19 protein-coding genes are annotated in these 15,408 nt (G+C 30.6%); all 19 read right to left on the bottom strand.

From position 1 onward, the window contains the following. Positions 1-7: 7 nt before the first annotated feature. Positions 8-955: a tetratricopeptide repeat protein gene (locus FBF20_RS00565; RefSeq protein ID WP_002851738.1), complete on the bottom strand. Its 948-nt coding sequence runs from the start codon at positions 953-955 to the stop codon at positions 8-10. Positions 956-958: 3 nt separating this feature from the next. Next, a complete protein-coding gene (pal, locus tag FBF20_RS00560) occupies positions 959-1,456 on the bottom strand; it encodes a peptidoglycan-associated lipoprotein Pal (RefSeq protein ID WP_002851617.1) in 498 nt (165 codons plus the stop codon). A gap of 76 nt (positions 1,457-1,532) precedes the next feature. Next, positions 1,533-2,741, bottom strand: coding sequence for a Tol-Pal system protein TolB (gene tolB / locus FBF20_RS00555; protein WP_002858647.1), 1,209 nt, complete (start codon positions 2,739-2,741; stop codon positions 1,533-1,535). A gap of 9 nt (positions 2,742-2,750) precedes the next feature. Continuing rightward, complete coding sequence (locus tag FBF20_RS00550) at positions 2,751-3,530, bottom strand: TonB C-terminal domain-containing protein (protein WP_002859784.1); 780 nt, start codon at positions 3,528-3,530, stop codon at positions 2,751-2,753. Positions 3,531-3,532: 2 nt separating this feature from the next. Then, complete coding sequence (locus FBF20_RS00545; protein WP_002858790.1) at positions 3,533-3,922, bottom strand: ExbD/TolR family protein; 390 nt, start codon at positions 3,920-3,922, stop codon at positions 3,533-3,535. Between the two features lie 8 nt (positions 3,923-3,930). Further along, a complete protein-coding gene (locus FBF20_RS00540; protein WP_002854361.1) occupies positions 3,931-4,485 on the bottom strand; it encodes a MotA/TolQ/ExbB proton channel family protein in 555 nt (184 codons plus the stop codon). Continuing rightward, positions 4,485-4,874: an ATP synthase F1 subunit epsilon gene (gene atpC, locus FBF20_RS00535; protein WP_002851752.1), complete on the bottom strand. Its 390-nt coding sequence runs from the start codon at positions 4,872-4,874 to the stop codon at positions 4,485-4,487. The genes FBF20_RS00540 and atpC overlap by 1 nt, the downstream gene beginning before the upstream one ends. Positions 4,875-4,877: 3 nt before the next feature. Next, on the bottom strand, positions 4,878-6,275 hold the full coding sequence (atpD, locus tag FBF20_RS00530) for a F0F1 ATP synthase subunit beta (RefSeq protein ID WP_002890232.1): 1,398 nt from the start codon (positions 6,273-6,275) through the stop codon (positions 4,878-4,880). A gap of 25 nt (positions 6,276-6,300) precedes the next feature. After that, positions 6,301-7,185, bottom strand: a complete 885-nt coding sequence (gene atpG / locus FBF20_RS00525) for an ATP synthase F1 subunit gamma (RefSeq protein ID WP_002851834.1) — start codon at positions 7,183-7,185, stop codon at positions 6,301-6,303. Positions 7,186-7,193: 8 nt separating this feature from the next. Then, positions 7,194-8,699 (bottom strand): F0F1 ATP synthase subunit alpha, encoded by a 1,506-nt coding sequence (atpA, locus tag FBF20_RS00520; protein ID WP_002851836.1) that lies wholly within the window; start codon positions 8,697-8,699, stop codon positions 7,194-7,196. A gap of 13 nt (positions 8,700-8,712) precedes the next feature. Continuing rightward, entirely contained in the window at positions 8,713-9,234 is a 522-nt protein-coding gene (locus FBF20_RS00515; protein ID WP_002851861.1) for a F0F1 ATP synthase subunit delta, read from the bottom strand. Positions 9,235-9,236: 2 nt separating this feature from the next. Next, positions 9,237-9,749, bottom strand: a complete 513-nt coding sequence (locus FBF20_RS00510; RefSeq protein WP_002851681.1) for a F0F1 ATP synthase subunit B — start codon at positions 9,747-9,749, stop codon at positions 9,237-9,239. Between the two features lie 10 nt (positions 9,750-9,759). Next, complete coding sequence (locus tag FBF20_RS00505; protein WP_002851812.1) at positions 9,760-10,185, bottom strand: FoF1 ATP synthase subunit B'; 426 nt, start codon at positions 10,183-10,185, stop codon at positions 9,760-9,762. A gap of 60 nt (positions 10,186-10,245) precedes the next feature. Continuing rightward, on the bottom strand, positions 10,246-11,082 hold the full coding sequence (locus FBF20_RS00500) for a ParB/RepB/Spo0J family partition protein (protein WP_002890231.1): 837 nt from the start codon (positions 11,080-11,082) through the stop codon (positions 10,246-10,248). Between the two features lie 5 nt (positions 11,083-11,087). Next, complete coding sequence (locus tag FBF20_RS00495) at positions 11,088-11,873, bottom strand: AAA family ATPase (RefSeq protein ID WP_002851697.1); 786 nt, start codon at positions 11,871-11,873, stop codon at positions 11,088-11,090. Continuing rightward, positions 11,870-12,523, bottom strand: a complete 654-nt coding sequence (locus tag FBF20_RS00490; RefSeq protein ID WP_002858812.1) for a biotin--[acetyl-CoA-carboxylase] ligase — start codon at positions 12,521-12,523, stop codon at positions 11,870-11,872. Before FBF20_RS00490 ends, FBF20_RS00495 begins: the two co-directional genes overlap by 4 nt. Next, positions 12,486-13,403, bottom strand: a complete 918-nt coding sequence (gene fmt, locus FBF20_RS00485) for a methionyl-tRNA formyltransferase (protein ID WP_002851657.1) — start codon at positions 13,401-13,403, stop codon at positions 12,486-12,488. Before fmt ends, FBF20_RS00490 begins: the two co-directional genes overlap by 38 nt. 73 nt (positions 13,404-13,476) lie before the next feature. Beyond that, on the bottom strand, positions 13,477-14,232 hold the full coding sequence (proB, locus tag FBF20_RS00480) for a glutamate 5-kinase (protein WP_002851769.1): 756 nt from the start codon (positions 14,230-14,232) through the stop codon (positions 13,477-13,479). 104 nt (positions 14,233-14,336) lie between these two features. Next, positions 14,337-15,389, bottom strand: coding sequence for a GTPase ObgE (gene obgE, locus FBF20_RS00475; protein ID WP_002851611.1), 1,053 nt, complete (start codon positions 15,387-15,389; stop codon positions 14,337-14,339). Positions 15,390-15,408: the final 19 nt, after the last annotated feature.

The raw sequence follows: 15,408 nt of genomic DNA, 5'->3' as shown, positions 1-15,408 counted from the left end.
CCTTAATTTATTTTCTATTAGGTGAAGCTTTTGCTTCGGGTGAATTTGGATAATTAGTTTTTAAAGCTTTATAAAAACCATTTGCTGTTTTTGTATCACCTGTTTTATCCAATGAAATGGCAGTATGATATAAAAGTTTTGGGAAATAATCTCCTTTTGTACTCAAAGAAGAACTTTTTTTATAATAAACAATAGCATTGTTATAATTTTTTTGTTTATACTCGATCTCCCCTAACCAAAAATTTGCTCTTGCAGGTTTATACTGCTTTGTTATGAGAAAATTTAATTTTGCTTTGGAATCTTCAAAAGCATTTTTATCAACATCTTTTATCGCTAATTCTAAAATTTCATTATTTTTTTTCTTTTTCCAAGATTCATCAATTTGTTTTGCTTTATCATCTTGGGTATTTTGAGTATTATTGTTTTCAATGGTACTATTTGAATCTGTAGTTGAAACAACAACACTAGGTGTAATAGTTTTAACGCTTAAATTTGCATCATTTAATTCGTTTTTAGAAACATAATTTGCATTAATAGCATCTACTAAAGAACTAAGTTCGGCTAAAACTTTTTTTACTTGCTTATTATTAGCTTCTTGAATTTTTCTACTTTCTTCAACATAAGCCTTTAATTTTTGAATTTCACTAGTAAAATTATTTTCAATATTTTGATTATTCTCTTCAACTTGACTTAATCTAGAATTTGATTTGGCATATTGAGAATTTATACCTTCTAAAGTGCTTTGTAAACCCTCGATTCTTTCGTTAATTTCATTAATTCTAGCATTTGTTTGTATATTTTCATTATTTAAATTATCTAACTTTTCTTTAAATAATTTTTCATTTGAAGTTAAACCATAAGAAGAATTGCTTGTTATATCTCCTGCACCAAAAGCTGAGCTTTCTGCATAAAGTAAAGTAGCTCCAAGAAGAGCTACTGTGAATATTTTTTTCATTAATTATCTTGATAATTTAAATTCAGCACGTCTATTTTGCGCATCGCAAGCTTTAGTTTTTTCAGTGCACACAGGATTTGTTTCTCCATAGCTTTTAACAGCAATTCTATCAGCATTTACACCTTTAGCGATTAAAGCTTCTTTTACAGCTTTTGCTCTTTTTAAACCTAGAGCTTGGTTATATTCATCGGTTCCCCACTCATCGCAGTTTCCTTCAACAGTAATACTTACACCGCTTACTTCAGTGTTAAAAATATTAGCATTTGTGCTTACAACATTTTGCATATCAGGACGAATGTTGAATTTATCAAAATCAAAATATACTTTATTTAAAGTATCATTAAGTTGAGAAATTTTTGAATCAATATCCCAACCATCACTTCCACCTGAACCACGATTTGAATCAACACTACTATCACCGCTTACGCTAGTGCTTTTTGTGCTACAACCACTAATAACAACTGCAAGAGCTGCGATTGAAGTAAAAAGAATTTTTTTCATTTATGACCTTTCAAAGTTAATAAATTCTTATTATTATATCTAATTTTTAATTAATTTTAACCTAAAATTGAAATTTTTACCAATCAATTGATTGAATTTTTCCAACCCTAAGAGGAAAATAAAAAGTCTTATTTGCATTTACACGAATAACACCCAAAGCACTTTGCGCACCTAAATATTTGATAAATACTATACTTCCACCATCACTAGAAAATCTTGGAAATAAATTTTTTCCATTTGCTGTAAGTTGACGAATATAATCACTATTAATTGACATCAAATAAATATTAAAAACACCTGCTTGATTTGGTTCACGACTTGAATAAACCAAAAAATCTTTATAAGTCGAAACAGCCGAATTGTTTCTACCATGAAAAACAACTTGTTCAGCACTATTGCTATTTAAATCTTGCATAAAAATATTAGGATATCCTAAACGATCGCTTACAAATACCACTTTACTATCATCTGAGCCAATAAAATTTCCATTAACATCAATACCAGAATAATTAGTTAATTGTGTTAGATTTTTGGTATTTAAGTCATATAAATAAACATCAGGCTGATCTTTTGGAGCCATGGTAACAAGTAGTTTACTTCCATCTACATTCACATCACTTGCTACAACCATACCGCCACTTGATAAAATTTTACTAGCTTTATTGGTATTTAAATCATAACGGTATAAAGTTGGCTTATCATGATCATAAGCTGTATAATAAAATAGAGTTTGTTCTTTATTTCCCCATTTTGGAAATAAATTAAGTCCACCATCAACAATAACTTTTTGATAAGTTAAAGTATAATCAGCCATAATAATTTGACTTTTTTTAGAGCTAGAATTTCTCGCGATCAAAATTTTATGATCCATCCAATCAACAGGTGCAAGTCCTAACGCATTTACAGAAGCTTTGACACTTTTATGTGCCAAAAATGGATATTGCTCTAAACCATTTAAAGTATAAGTTTGCTCTGACTTATCAGAACCGCCAGCTTTTATTTTTACATTTAAACTCAAAGTGTTACCATTTTTATTTAAAGTGTATTCAAAAATATAATTACTTGTCTCAGTTGCATTAGCAACAACTTCAAAGTTTGAACTTACTTTCAAATCGTTCACAATGATATTATAAAAGCTTTTCTTTAAATTCTCATCACTTAAATTTGAATTGTCTTTAACAATAATCTTTGGTAAAACTACACCAGAATTAACAACATCAATCACTGGATCTTCTGCCCAAAGACTTCCTAAAAAGACTAAAAAAATTGCTACAATTTTTTTCATTTTTTTCTCCTAATCATTTTTAACTTTTACTTCATCTCTTAAATTCATGGTAATGCTTATATTTTTATTTTGCGGAGGATAAGTAATAAATTTACCTTTTTGACTTTCTAAAAATTCAGCCACTTTAGCATCATATAAAGGATTCCCACTTTTTTCAACTGAAGTATAGCCAAATTTTCCATTTTCATCAATAAAAATTTTTACCTTAACAGAAATTTTTTCACTATTTGGATAATACTGAGTCCATCTTTGAGTGATAATACGCACAACTTTCCCTAAAAATTCATCATAAATTCCAATCTTTTGCGCCTTTGTGCTTTCGCCTTGCGTTGAACTTTCTTCTTGAAGTAAACTATCATTAAGTTGTTTTACAAGTTCAGAAGCTTGAGGTTTTGGGGCACTAGAAATTCCTGATTTAGCACTTGATTGAATTTTTGTAGTCTTTTCTTCTTGTATTTCTTTAATATTTCCAAAAAGCTCATTAAAATTACTTGCCTTTTGGTCAATATCTTCAGTTTTAACTGTTTTATTTGTAGTCTGAGCAAAAAGCTTTTCTATATCAATTTGCTCTGTTGGTTTTTGTATTTCTTTAGGAGTGTTGCTTTGAGTAATAACTTGTTTTGATGGTTCAGCAAGTTCAATATCTACAAAACTATCTTTTATATCAGTATATTGTATAGCAGGTTCAACCTCGCTTACAAGTCTAAAAAAAACAAGAATTACTATACTAATATATATTGCTAAAGCAAGTAAAAACGAATTTAAATTACTCAAACCATAATTTTTCATGATTATTCAGTCTGTAAAGCAACTTTATTAAATCCTAAATTTTTTACACTTCTTAAGACTGAAATAACATCGTCATATTTTAAGCTTTTATCAGCGCGTATAAAAACCGGATCTTCGGTATTAAATTGTGCTTTTCTTTGAGCAAGATTGTCAGCAAAACTTATAAAATCGTATTTTTCTTGATTTAAAAAAATTTCTTTTTTTGCATTAATACTAATAATTAAACTCTTAACAGTTGGAGTGCTGGTATTTTTTTGACTACCTTGTGGAAGATTAATTTTTTCTTCATAAGTAATGCTTGGAGCTGTTACCATTAAAATCGCAAGCAATACAAGCATAATATCTACTAAAGGTGTGATATTAAGTTCAGGTTTTTCATCATCAAATGGCATTTTTAACCTTATTTACTCGAACTTATAACTTTAATCTCGCTATCAATAATGCTTAAAAGTTCAAAAGCTTTTCTTTTAATGATGAGATGAAATGTATAAGCAGGAATTGCTACTAAAATACCACAACCTGTAGCAACTAAAGCCTCGCTGATTTTAGGAGCTATGATACTTAAAGAATTTTGAGTTCCAAGCCCACCAAAAGTTTCAAGTATAGAAATAACTGTCCCAAAAAGACCTATAAAAGGTGAAGTTGAAGCAATAATACTAAGCCAAGTAAGTCCAGCAGAAGCGCGGCGACTTGCTAAATTTTTATAGATTTCTAAATGATTTGAAGTTGTATCATTACATTTTCTTAAAATCGAATCAGTACGACTTAAATCCTTCTCACCCAAGAGCAAAGTTTCTAAACTTTCTTTTTCTTTATTTCTCCATGTAGCCAAATAAGTCAATCTAGCAAACAAAATACTAAATGCTAAAATAAAATATAAAGAAAGCCATAATAAAACTATATAAGTAATAATACTTGAACTATTGAAAAAATGAAATATAGCTTCAAAATTCATTAATGCATCCTTGCATTATCAAGTTTTGAAAAAGTTGCTGCTAAAGCTGCATTATCAGAACTCATAGATTTAATCAAATCTTTTGCTTGAGCAAGATTTTTTTCAATCTCACTTTCATCACTTCCACAAACCCAAACCGCACCCTTTGCTAACACGCAAATCTTATCTTCATCTACCTTTGCATGTCCAGCATCAATAGCAATTAATTCATGGTTTAAATCAGCTTTTTCAATATCAATTACTCCAGATTTTAAAGAAGAAACCAAAGCAGCATGTCCTTTAAGCACGCCAAATTCTCCTTCACTACCCGGTAAAGTAACAGATTTTACTTCTCCTTGATAGATTACACCCAAAGGCGTAACTATCTCGAAATTAATCAAATCGTTCATAAATTAACCTTTTAATTTATCCGCTTTTGCAATAGCTTCATCTATATTTCCAACCATATAGAAAGCATTTTCTGGTAAATGATCATATTTACCTTCTAAAATTCCCTTAAATCCTGCTATTGTATCTTCAAGGCTTATATATTTTCCTGGGCTACCTGTGAAAACTTCTGCAACGAAAAATGGTTGTGATAAGAATTTTTCAATCTTTCTTGCTCTTTCAACTACAAGTTTATCCTCTTCGCTAAGCTCATCCATACCTAAAATGGCGATGATATCTTGTAAATCTTTGTATTTTTGAAGCACTGATTGAACACCACGAGCAACTTTATAATGTTCTTCTCCAATGATATTTGGGTCAAGCATTCTTGAAGTTGAGTCAAGTGGGTCAACTGCAGGATAAATACCCTTTTCAGCAATAGCTCTATTTAAAACCGTTGTAGCATCTAAGTGAGCAAAAACAGTTGCTGGAGCTGGGTCTGTTAAGTCATCAGCTGGAACGTAAACAGCTTGAACTGAAGTGATTGAGCCTTTTTTAGTTGAAGTAATTCTTTCTTGGAATTTACCCATTTCACTTGCTAAGGTTGGTTGATAACCCACAGCTGATGGAATTCTTCCTAAAAGTGCTGACATTTCAGAACCTGATTGTGAAAATCTAAAGATATTATCAATAAACATAAGCACATCAAGACCCATTTCATCTCTAAAATACTCAGCCATTGTTAAACCTGTTAAAGCAATACGATTTCTTGCCCCTGGTGGTTCATTCATTTGTCCATAACATAGAGCAACTTTGTCTAAAACATTACTTTCTTTCATTTCATTATAAAGGTCATTTCCTTCACGAGTTCTCTCACCCACACCTGCAAATACAGAATAGCCGCTATGCTTAAATGCAACATTGTGAATAAGCTCCATAATAATAACAGTTTTACCAACACCTGCACCACCAAAAAGACCTACTTTACCACCTTTTGCATAAGGAGCAAGTAAATCTACAACTTTAATCCCTGTTTCAAAAATCTCACTTTTTGTGCTTTGATCTTCAAAAGCTGGTGGATCTCTATGAATTGCCCATTTTTTATCAAAAGAAATTTCTTCACGTTCATCGATCAAATCTCCAGTAACATTGAAAATTCTTCCTAAAACTTTCTCACCAACAGGAACACTAATGGGAGCACCTAAAGCCTCAGCTTTTAAGCCCCTTACCAAACCATCTGTCATATCCATAGCAATAGTTCTAACTCTATTATCTCCTAAATGAGCTGCTACTTCTAAAACAAGTTTATGTTTTTTTCCTTCGCTTTCAAAATTTACAACAATTGCTTCATTAATTTGAGGCAAATAGTCGTTAAAATCTACATCAACAACCGGACCTAATACCTGTGAAATAAATCCTTGCATTATTTATCTTCTCCTTAAAATTTTACTATTTCATTGATTCAACACCACTGATAATCTCTATAAGCTCAGTAGTAATGGATTCTTGTCTTGCTTTGTTATAAGCTAAATTTAGTTGTTTCACTCTTGCCTTTGCGTTATTAGTTGCATTATCCATAGCTTGCATTCTTGCGCTATGCTCTGCCGCCAAAGAATCGATTAACGCATAATACATATTATACTCAAAATACGTTTTCATTAAATCTTTTAAAAGCTCAGTTCCTTCCGGTTCAAGCTCTAAAAGAGAATTATGAGTCTGTTCAATACTCTTTGGCTCAACTGGAATAAGATGATTAATTTTAAGTTCTTGGGTAATCATATTTTTATAACCATTATGAACTAAAATCACTTCATCTGTATTTCCATTTAAAAAATCATCTACAGCAGCATGAATTACTTCACATGCTTTCTCATAATCAGGACTAGAACTAAGATGGAAATATTTCTCTAACAATTCTATTTTTTGAAAATTAAAATATTCAATCCCAGTTTTACCTATAGCTCTAAGACGAATATTAATATTTTTTGCTTCATATTCTTTTAGCATTTCACTTACTGTTTTTAAAGTCTTAATATTAAAACCACCGCATAAGCCTTTATCTGCAGTGATAAATATTAAATCTACGGTTTTAATTTGTTCTTTTTTATGAAACAAAGATAAACGCACATCATCTTCATTGTGAACAATTTTATTGATCTGAAATGAAATTTCACTCAAAATTTCATCGATTTTTTGTGCATAAATTTTTGATCTTTTAGCTGCTTCTTCTGCTTTTTTTAACTTAGCAGTAGAAACTAGCTTCATAGCATTTGTAGTCTTTTGAGTGTTATGAACACTTTTAATTTTTCTTTTAATTTCTTTTAAATTAGACATAAAAGACCTTATAAATGATTTGCTTTAAACTCATTAATGGCTTTAGCTAGTTTTTCTTCCAAATCAGAATCTAAAGCTTTTTTAGAGCGAATTTGCTCAAAAATATCTGGATGTTTTGCCTCAATAAAAGGATAAATTCCATCTTCAAATTCCTTAATTCTAGAAACAGCAATATCATCTAAGAAACCTTTGGTTCCTGCAAAAATTAAAACTACTTGTTTTTCAACGCTAAGCGGAGAATAAGGTGGTTGTTTTAAAAGTTCAACCATTCTTTGTCCACGTTCAAGTTGTTTTCTACTTGCCTCATCTAAATCACTAGCAAATTGTGCAAAAGCTTGAAGCTCTCTATATTGAGCAAGGTCAAGTCTTAATGTGCCTGAAACTTGTTTTGTAGCTTTAATTTGAGCAGCCCCACCTACACGAGATACTGATAAACCAACATTAATTGCAGGACGAATTCCTGAGTTAAATAAATCAGTTTCTAAGAAAATTTGTCCATCTGTAATTGAAATAACATTAGTTGGAATATAAGCAGAAACATCTCCTGCTTGTGTTTCAATTATCGGCAATGCCGTCAAAGAACCAGCACCTAATTCATCATTTAGCTTGCTTGCTCTTTCAAGCAATCTTGAATGAAGGTAAAAAACATCACCTGGATAAGCTTCACGACCTGGAGGACGACGTAAAATCAAAGACATTTCGCGATAAGCTACAGCATGCTTGCTCAAATCATCATAAACAATTAAAGCATGTTTTGCGTTGTCTCTAAAAAATTCACCCATGGTTACACCAGTATATGGAGCTAAGTACTGTAAAGCCGCAGGATCTGAAGCACCGGCATTTACAACAATAGTATATTCCATAGCACCATGTTCTTCTAGTCTTTTAACCACTTGTGCCACTGTACTTTGCTTTTGACCAATTGCAACATATATACAGATAACTCCTTGACCTCTTTGAGATATAATAGTATCAACAGCAACAGTAGTTTTACCTGTTTGTCTATCACCTATGATAAGCTCTCTTTGACCACGACCAATTGGCACAAGCGCATCAATAGCTTTAATTCCTGTATGTAAAGGCTCATGAACACTTTTTCTCGCCATAATACCTTTTGCTTTTTCTTCAACAAAACGATATTCATTAGCATTGATCACACCTTTAGCATCAATTGGCTCACCTAAAGCATTTACAACACGGCCAATCAAAGCCTCACCTACTGGAACTTTAAGTAATTTCTTAAGTCTTTTTACAGAAGCACCTTCTTTTAAACCTTCTCCTTTTCCAAGTATAACAATACCTACACTCGACTCTTCAAGGTTTAAGGCCATTCCTTTATCACCATTTTCAAATTCTACCATTTCTCCAGCCATAATATTCTTAAGTCCATATACCTTAGCAACACCATCAGCTACAGAAATAATCTTTCCTGTTTCTTCAATTTCAAGATTTAAATCAAAATTTTCAATTCTTTCTTTGATTATTGAACTGATCTCATCAGCTTTAAATTTCATTTACTTTTTCTCCTTAGATAATTTTCAATATATATTCGTTTAGCTTATTTTGAAGAGCTTTCATAGAAAAAGAAAGTTCATAACCTAATTCTTCTAATTCTATTTTAACACTATCATCTTGACTGATTTTATTATTTAGTTTAATATTTGCATCAAATTTTTTGTTAAGTTTGACTTCAAGATCTTTAAGATTTTCTTGACTTAATTTTTCTTTAGAATATACAATACCAACAAAAATATTTTCTTTAAAAGCTTTTTGTCTTTCAAGTTCTTTAACTATTTGAGGAATGCATTCTAATCTTGAATTTTCAATCAAAAGTCTTAAAAAATTTTGAAAACTAGAATTTTTAATATCAAAAAAAGAATCAAGAAATTCCATTTTTCTTTCTTTTTTAATCTCATTAGATTCTATAATATTTTTAAATTTTGGCAAAACAAAAGCAGAATTTAAAATACACAAATTCTGATAAAAATCATTTATATCAGCTCTTGAAGCTATCGCTTTTGCATATCTTCTTGCAATTATATTTTCCATATTTAAGATACCTTCTTCATCATAAGTTCTATTATTTCACTCTGTTTTAATGTCATATTTGGATCAGAAAAAATTTCATTTAAAGTATTTGATACTAATTCTTTTTCCATTTTTCTAAATTCATAATCTTTTTGTTCCTCAAAATGTTTTTGAAGTAAATCTAACTCATCTTGAGTCTCTTTCTTAATATTTTGAACTAAAATTTCAGCTTCTTTTTTTGCTGTAATTAAAGCGGCAGCAGCACTTGCCTTAGCTTCTTCAAGTTTTTTCATCGTGTCTAATTTCTTAGCTTTACTTTCTAAAAGTTTTTTTTGAATTTCATCAAGTTTAGAAGAAATTTTTACAATACGGTTTTTGTAAAAATTTTTAAATGGAGTTGCAACAAAATAATACAATATAGCTACAAAAATTAGAAAATTAATAGTCCTTGGAATAATATCATATTCTCCACTACCGTTTGATGCACCAAAAGCATACAAAGGTAGCAAAAATATAATAAAGAATAACTTACTCATTTCTCTCCTCTTAAATTTTCTTTATGTTATTTTGCAAAGCTTGCTTAAGCTCAGATAAATGTATGTTTAAATGTTCTTGCAACTCTTTTTTTTGAACGGCTAAATCTGCATAAAAACTGGCCATTTTTCTTTCTAATTCTTCTTTCTTGCTTCTAAGAATTTGCTCTGCCTCTTCTTTAGCAGCAGCTATAGCACTTTGTTTAATTTTTTGAATTTCTTCTCTAGTGTTAATATGAATAGCTTCTAATTCATCATTCACACCTAAAACTTCTTGAGAATTTTCTTTTACTTTATTCTCATCATTTTTTATAGAATCATTTCTTTCATCCATAAATTTTAAAAGCGGCTTATACAGCATACTATTTAAAATAACTATCATAGCTAAAAAAATAGCCATAGTAGCAAGCATTATGGAAGGATGCATATCTTCAAACATAATTCTCCTTGGTTAGAATTTTTGAAGGACTATTTTACCATAAAAAAGCTAAGATTTTGGTTAAAGCTTTTCAAGCATTTTGATTAATTTTTTAATTTTATCAATATTTTCTAAATGAATTACAAAATCATTATTTTTATTTTTGCAGTCAAATCCAAAGCGATTTAGCATTTGTTTTAATTTTTTTATTTCATCTTCAAATTCTTGATTAGGTAAGCTTTCATTATTTTTTATTTTTTTAACTATTTTTTCAGTATCTCTAACATTAAGTTTTTGACCTATTATGCTATCAACCAACATTTTTTCATCTTTTTGATCTAAACCAACCAAAACTTTAGCATGACCCTGAGAAATTTTTCCAGAAGCAATCAACTCTTGAGTTCTAATATCTAAATTCAGAAGTCTTAAAGTATTTGTTATTTGAGTACGAGACTTATGAATAAGTTCTGCTAAATTCTCTTGAGTAATTTTATGAACTTGCATTAAATCCTTATAAGAATTAGCAAGCTCAATAGGGTTTAAATTCTCTCTTTGTATATTTTCAATAAGAGCCAATTCTCTAAGCTTATTCTCATCAATATCAGCAATAAAAGCTAGAATTTCTTTTTTTCCTAATGCTTTCACTGCTCTTAAGCGACGTTCCCCAGCAATTAAAATAAATTTATTATTTTTTTTAAATACAATAATAGGCTGAATAAGTCCAAATTCTTTGATAGAATTAGCAAGTTCATCTAAAGCTTCTTGATCAAAATTCTTTCTTGGCTGAAATGGATTGGGTGAAATTTGATCAATTTCTATCATAGTGCTTTGATTTTTATCAAAACCCAATTCTTTACTATAAACAGTATCCATATCACTGATTAAACTACTTAAACCCCTATCTTTATTTAACCCCATTATAATTATCCTAATATAGAATACGCCAAATTTTGATAAGCAACAGAACCTGGTGATTTAATATCATAAAGAATTATAGGCTTTCCAAAACTTGGACTTTCTGCAAGTTTTACATTGCGAGGGATCACAATAAAGTCATCTTCGTTTCCATTAATAGTAAAAAGTTGTTTTTTAAAATTTTGTTTCAAATCATCTACAACATCTTTAGAAAGATTATTTTGAGAGCTATACATTGTCGGTAAAAATCCACGAACCCTGAGTTTAGAATTAATAGTTTTTTTGATAATTTTAATTGTATTTAAAACCATAGCTACACCCTCGAGCGCATAAAATTCACACTGTATAGGGATAATTACACTATCACTTGCTGCAAAAGCATTTATAGTAATACTTCCAAGAGCAGGCGGAGAATCAATAATAATAAAATCATACTCATCAATCACTTCTTGAATTTGATTTTTAAGCAGCATTTTTTTCTCATTATTTTCACCTTTAGCAAGCTCTTGTTCTATACCTACAAGACCTATATTTGAAGGAGCTAAATGAAGTTGTGGCAATTCTGTTTTTAAAATAATATCTGAAAGCTTTTTTCTTCCTATAAAAACATGGTAAATATTATACTCATAGTTATTACGATTAAAACCAAGTCCTGTAGTCGCATTAGCTTGCGGATCAACATCAATCAAAAGTACTTTTTTTTCAGCCACAGCCAAAGAAGCGGCTAAATTTACTGCTGTTGTAGTCTTTCCTACTCCACCTTTTTGATTTGCTATTGTAATAATTTCGCTCATCTTAAACTATACACCCTTTTATCGCCTAGTAAAATTGAACCATCTTCATACAAAAAAGAATTTTCAAGTGAAAAAACTTTACCTTCATGATGGACGCTAAATTTTCTTGATTTTTCGAATTCTAACATATACTTGCTAAAAATATTCTTCCATAAAATTTTTTTTTCTACTTTTTGCAAAAACTCACTCACTAAATCTTTAAGCGAAATTTCTATATCGCATAAAGCTGTATTTTGGGGTGCAAATTTCAGATTTAAACCCATACCGCCTATGATAAAATTTGAAATTTTAGCACTTATAACCCCTCCAGCTTTTTTATCATCTAAATATAGATCGTTAGGCCATTTAAGCCAAATTTTAGAACCTTTTTCTTGTAAAACTTCTTTAAGTAAATAAGCAAAATAAATACTCACAGAAGCTAAAGGTAAATCTTTTGGCAAGTCTTCTTCTTTAATACAGAAAGAAAGATGTAAATTTCCTTTAGAGCTCTGCCAAGAATTTTCCCTACTTCCAACTCCATTTATTTGTTCTAAAGCATAAATAGCAAAATTTTCATCAATCTTTCCATTGCGTATTTGCTTGCATAAAAAAAGATGAGTTGAGTCTATACTTTCAACACAAACTATCTTCACTTTTAAGCCTTTTTCCATTTAAATAAGTCCTACCATCAAGAGCTTTTTTTCCACTTTCTTGAAGTTTTTTAATACGCAAAACTCCTTGTTTGCAAGCAAGCAAAAAACTTTCTTTTTCTAATTCTAAAATTTCACCCATCTTAGCATTTTGTTTTAATTCATCCACAAGTTCAAGTTCTAAGAATTTAAGTCCATTTTCCAAGAAAACTCCAGGCCAAGGGGTGAAAGCTAGATATTTTTGATAAAGTTCTCTTGCATTTTGCAAATTTATAAGCCCATCTTCTTTTTTGATTTTTCTACAAAGTGTTGCTAGACTTTCCTCTTGTTTTTTAGGGGTGATTTTATCGAAATTTAAAAGAGTAGAGAGGATGATCTTAGCGGCCAAATTTGCTAAAAGTTCAAAAACTTCACTTGAATTTTTATCTTTTATATCACATTCTAAGCTTTCAAGTATAGCACCTGTGTCAAGCCCTTCTTCCATGAGCATGGTGCAAACTCCACTTTTTTCATCTTTGTTTAAAATCGCACTTTGGATCGGACTGGCACCACGGTATTTTGGAAGTAAAGAAGCGTGCAAATTCACACAAGGCGCTAAATCCAAAATGGCTTTAGGTAAAATTTTTCCATAGGCAGCAACCACGATAAAATCAGGATTTAAATCCTTAATCTCTCTTATAATATTTTTATCTTTTAAAGAACTTGGAGTAAAAATAGGAATACTAGGATAATTTTGACTTAAAAAAGCCTTAGTATCACTTGGAGTTAAAATTTGCTTTCTACCTACGGCTTTATCAGGCTGAGTAAAAAGTGCTACGAGTTTAAAATTTTCATTTTCTACTAGTGCTTTTAAAATACAAGTTGCGTAAGATGGAGTGCCCATAAAAATAATTTTTTTCATTTTTTCGCTTTGTGTGAAATTAAAAGTTTTAATTATAGCTTATTTGATTTTAAAAGAGAATTTAATAAATTAATCACTCAAACAAAGTTCCACCTATTTGTTTATCTTCTAATAAAAATGTCTTTGCCACACTTAAATCAAAGCCACTTGCTAAAAACATTTTTTTATTGTGTTCAAGTAAAAATTTAGCTGCCTTAAGTTTGGTTACTATACCACCTGTTCCGTGCTCACTACCTGTTTTTATGGTTGCTTGTAGCCATTCTTCTTTAATATGAGTGATTTTTTCTAAACGCTTTGCATCACTAAATTCACTAGGATTTTTATCGTAAAATCCATCAATATCGCTTAAAATCACAAGCAAATCCGCATCAAAAAAATGCGTAGCATAAGCACTTAAACTATCATTATCACCAAAGACAATTTCTTCTATAGCTGTAGCGTCATTTTCATTGATAATAGGCAAAATTCCTAAATTTATCATCATATCGATAGCATTTTTTGCGTGTTTAGTAGCTTTTCTAGAGTCAAAATCCTTGCCTGTAAGTAAAATTTGTCCGCCTAGTTTGTTAAATTTGGCTAAAAGCTCGTTATAAACACTGATTAAAAAAGGTTGTCCAATAGCAGCTAAAACTTGTTTATTAATAAGGTTTTTTCTATCGATATCTAGTTTGGTGTGTCCTGCCGAAATAGCCGCCGAGGTTACTAAAATTACTTCATATTTTTCCATGAGTTTAGCTAAAAATGCGACTAAATTTTTAAGACGCTCAAAACTTAAAGTGTTTTCTTCGCTAATCACATGAGAACCCACTTTAACAACTATTCTTTTCATGCTTATTCCTTGAAAAATTTTTATAATTTTAGCCAAAATTTCATATAAACTAGTTATTTTTGAAAAAATAGGGAGTGTTTGAAATTTTTAATATAAAACACTTCCTAGATTGTTAAATTTTTTTTGTTATTTCTTAAAGTTTTAATTTCTTCTAAAAGCATGAATTTAAGTTCTTTAAGTCCTGTTTTTTCAAGGCTTGAGACTTTGATTAAAAAGCTTTGTGGATTATTTATTTCTTTGAGATAATTGTCTAACTCATTAATGTTTAAAGCAATTTGCTCAGCAAATTCCTCTCCTAAACGAACACTATCACTTTTTGAAATCATGATGCCAAATTTACGCCCAAAAAGTTCATTGGAAAATTTTTCAAGTTCTTTTCTTAGTACTATAAATTGTTCTTTTAAAGGCATTTGCCTCATAGGATCTAGCACGAAAAGTAAAAAGCTCGTTCTTTCTATGTGCTTTAAAAAGGCAAGTCCTAAGCCTTTACCCCCACTTGCTCCTTCGATAATCCCTGGAATATCAGCCATAACAAAGGAATTATACTCATTTACATCTACAAGTCCAAGTTTTGGAGTAAGGGTGGTAAATTCATAATTTGCAATTTCAGGTTTTGCATTTGAAACAACGCTTATAAGAGTAGATTTTCCCACATTTGGAAAGCCCACAAGCCCTACATCGGCAATAAGTTTAAGTTCAAGTCTGACTAAGCGACTTTCTCCTTTTATACCAGGTTGTGCGTAATCGGGGCGTTGATTGGTGGCGTGTTTAAAATGGGTGTTGCCAAGTCCACCTTTTCCACCTTTTAAAAAAAGCTCTCTTTGTCCTTCTTTGGTAAGATCAAGTAAAATTTCATTGGTTTGTGCATCGATAACTTGCGTTCCTTCGGGCACTATAAGTTCTAAATTTTCACCCTTTTTGCCATTTTTATTGCGTCCCATTCCACCAGCACCATTTTGCGCGCGTAATTCTCTTTTGCCTTTGAAATTTACAAGAGTGTGGGTATTATTATCACATACGAAAATAATATCACCACCATTTCCACCATCTCCTCCATCAGGGCCACCAAGTGGAACATGTTTTTCACGGCGAAAACTTACAGCACCTTTGCCACCATCGCCTGAAGCTAAAGTAATTTTAACACTATCAATAAACATTTAAATTGCCTTTGACTTT

Origin of the sequence: Campylobacter sp. CFSAN093259 (assembly GCF_012889985.1) — a bacterium.
In the GTDB taxonomy this organism is placed as follows: Bacteria; Campylobacterota; Campylobacteria; order Campylobacterales; family Campylobacteraceae; genus Campylobacter_D; species Campylobacter_D jejuni.
This window is presented reverse-complemented; position numbering and strand designations above follow the sequence as displayed.

Excerpts from the sequence above, each read along its gene's own strand:
- FBF20_RS00495 (WP_002851697.1), bottom strand. The coding sequence starts at position 11,873 with ATGAGCGAAATTATTACAATAGCAAATCAAAAAGGTGGAGTAGGAAAG.
- FBF20_RS00545 (WP_002858790.1), bottom strand. The coding sequence starts at position 3,922 with ATGCCATTTGATGATGAAAAACCTGAACTTAATATCACACCTTTAGTA.
- FBF20_RS00510 (WP_002851681.1), bottom strand. The coding sequence starts at position 9,749 with ATGAGTAAGTTATTCTTTATTATATTTTTGCTACCTTTGTATGCTTTT.
- FBF20_RS00515 (WP_002851861.1), bottom strand. The coding sequence starts at position 9,234 with ATGGAAAATATAATTGCAAGAAGATATGCAAAAGCGATAGCTTCAAGA.
- atpC (WP_002851752.1), bottom strand. The coding sequence starts at position 4,874 with ATGAACGATTTGATTAATTTCGAGATAGTTACGCCTTTGGGTGTAATC.
- tolB (WP_002858647.1), bottom strand. The coding sequence starts at position 2,741 with ATGAAAAAAATTGTAGCAATTTTTTTAGTCTTTTTAGGAAGTCTTTGG.
- atpD (WP_002890232.1), bottom strand. The coding sequence starts at position 6,275 with ATGCAAGGATTTATTTCACAGGTATTAGGTCCGGTTGTTGATGTAGAT.
- FBF20_RS00505 (WP_002851812.1), bottom strand. The coding sequence starts at position 10,185 with ATGTTTGAAGATATGCATCCTTCCATAATGCTTGCTACTATGGCTATT.
- FBF20_RS00540 (WP_002854361.1), bottom strand. The coding sequence starts at position 4,485 with ATGAATTTTGAAGCTATATTTCATTTTTTCAATAGTTCAAGTATTATT.
- atpG (WP_002851834.1), bottom strand. The coding sequence starts at position 7,185 with ATGTCTAATTTAAAAGAAATTAAAAGAAAAATTAAAAGTGTTCATAAC.
- fmt (WP_002851657.1), bottom strand. The coding sequence starts at position 13,403 with ATGAAAAAAATTATTTTTATGGGCACTCCATCTTACGCAACTTGTATT.
- FBF20_RS00490 (WP_002858812.1), bottom strand. The coding sequence starts at position 12,523 with ATGGAAAAAGGCTTAAAAGTGAAGATAGTTTGTGTTGAAAGTATAGAC.
- pal (WP_002851617.1), bottom strand. The coding sequence starts at position 1,456 with ATGAAAAAAATTCTTTTTACTTCAATCGCAGCTCTTGCAGTTGTTATT.
- FBF20_RS00550 (WP_002859784.1), bottom strand. The coding sequence starts at position 3,530 with ATGAAAAATTATGGTTTGAGTAATTTAAATTCGTTTTTACTTGCTTTA.
- FBF20_RS00565 (WP_002851738.1), bottom strand. The coding sequence starts at position 955 with ATGAAAAAAATATTCACAGTAGCTCTTCTTGGAGCTACTTTACTTTAT.
- atpA (WP_002851836.1), bottom strand. The coding sequence starts at position 8,699 with ATGAAATTTAAAGCTGATGAGATCAGTTCAATAATCAAAGAAAGAATT.
- proB (WP_002851769.1), bottom strand. The coding sequence starts at position 14,232 with ATGAAAAGAATAGTTGTTAAAGTGGGTTCTCATGTGATTAGCGAAGAA.
- FBF20_RS00500 (WP_002890231.1), bottom strand. The coding sequence starts at position 11,082 with ATGGGGTTAAATAAAGATAGGGGTTTAAGTAGTTTAATCAGTGATATG.
- obgE (WP_002851611.1), bottom strand. The coding sequence starts at position 15,389 with ATGTTTATTGATAGTGTTAAAATTACTTTAGCTTCAGGCGATGGTGGC.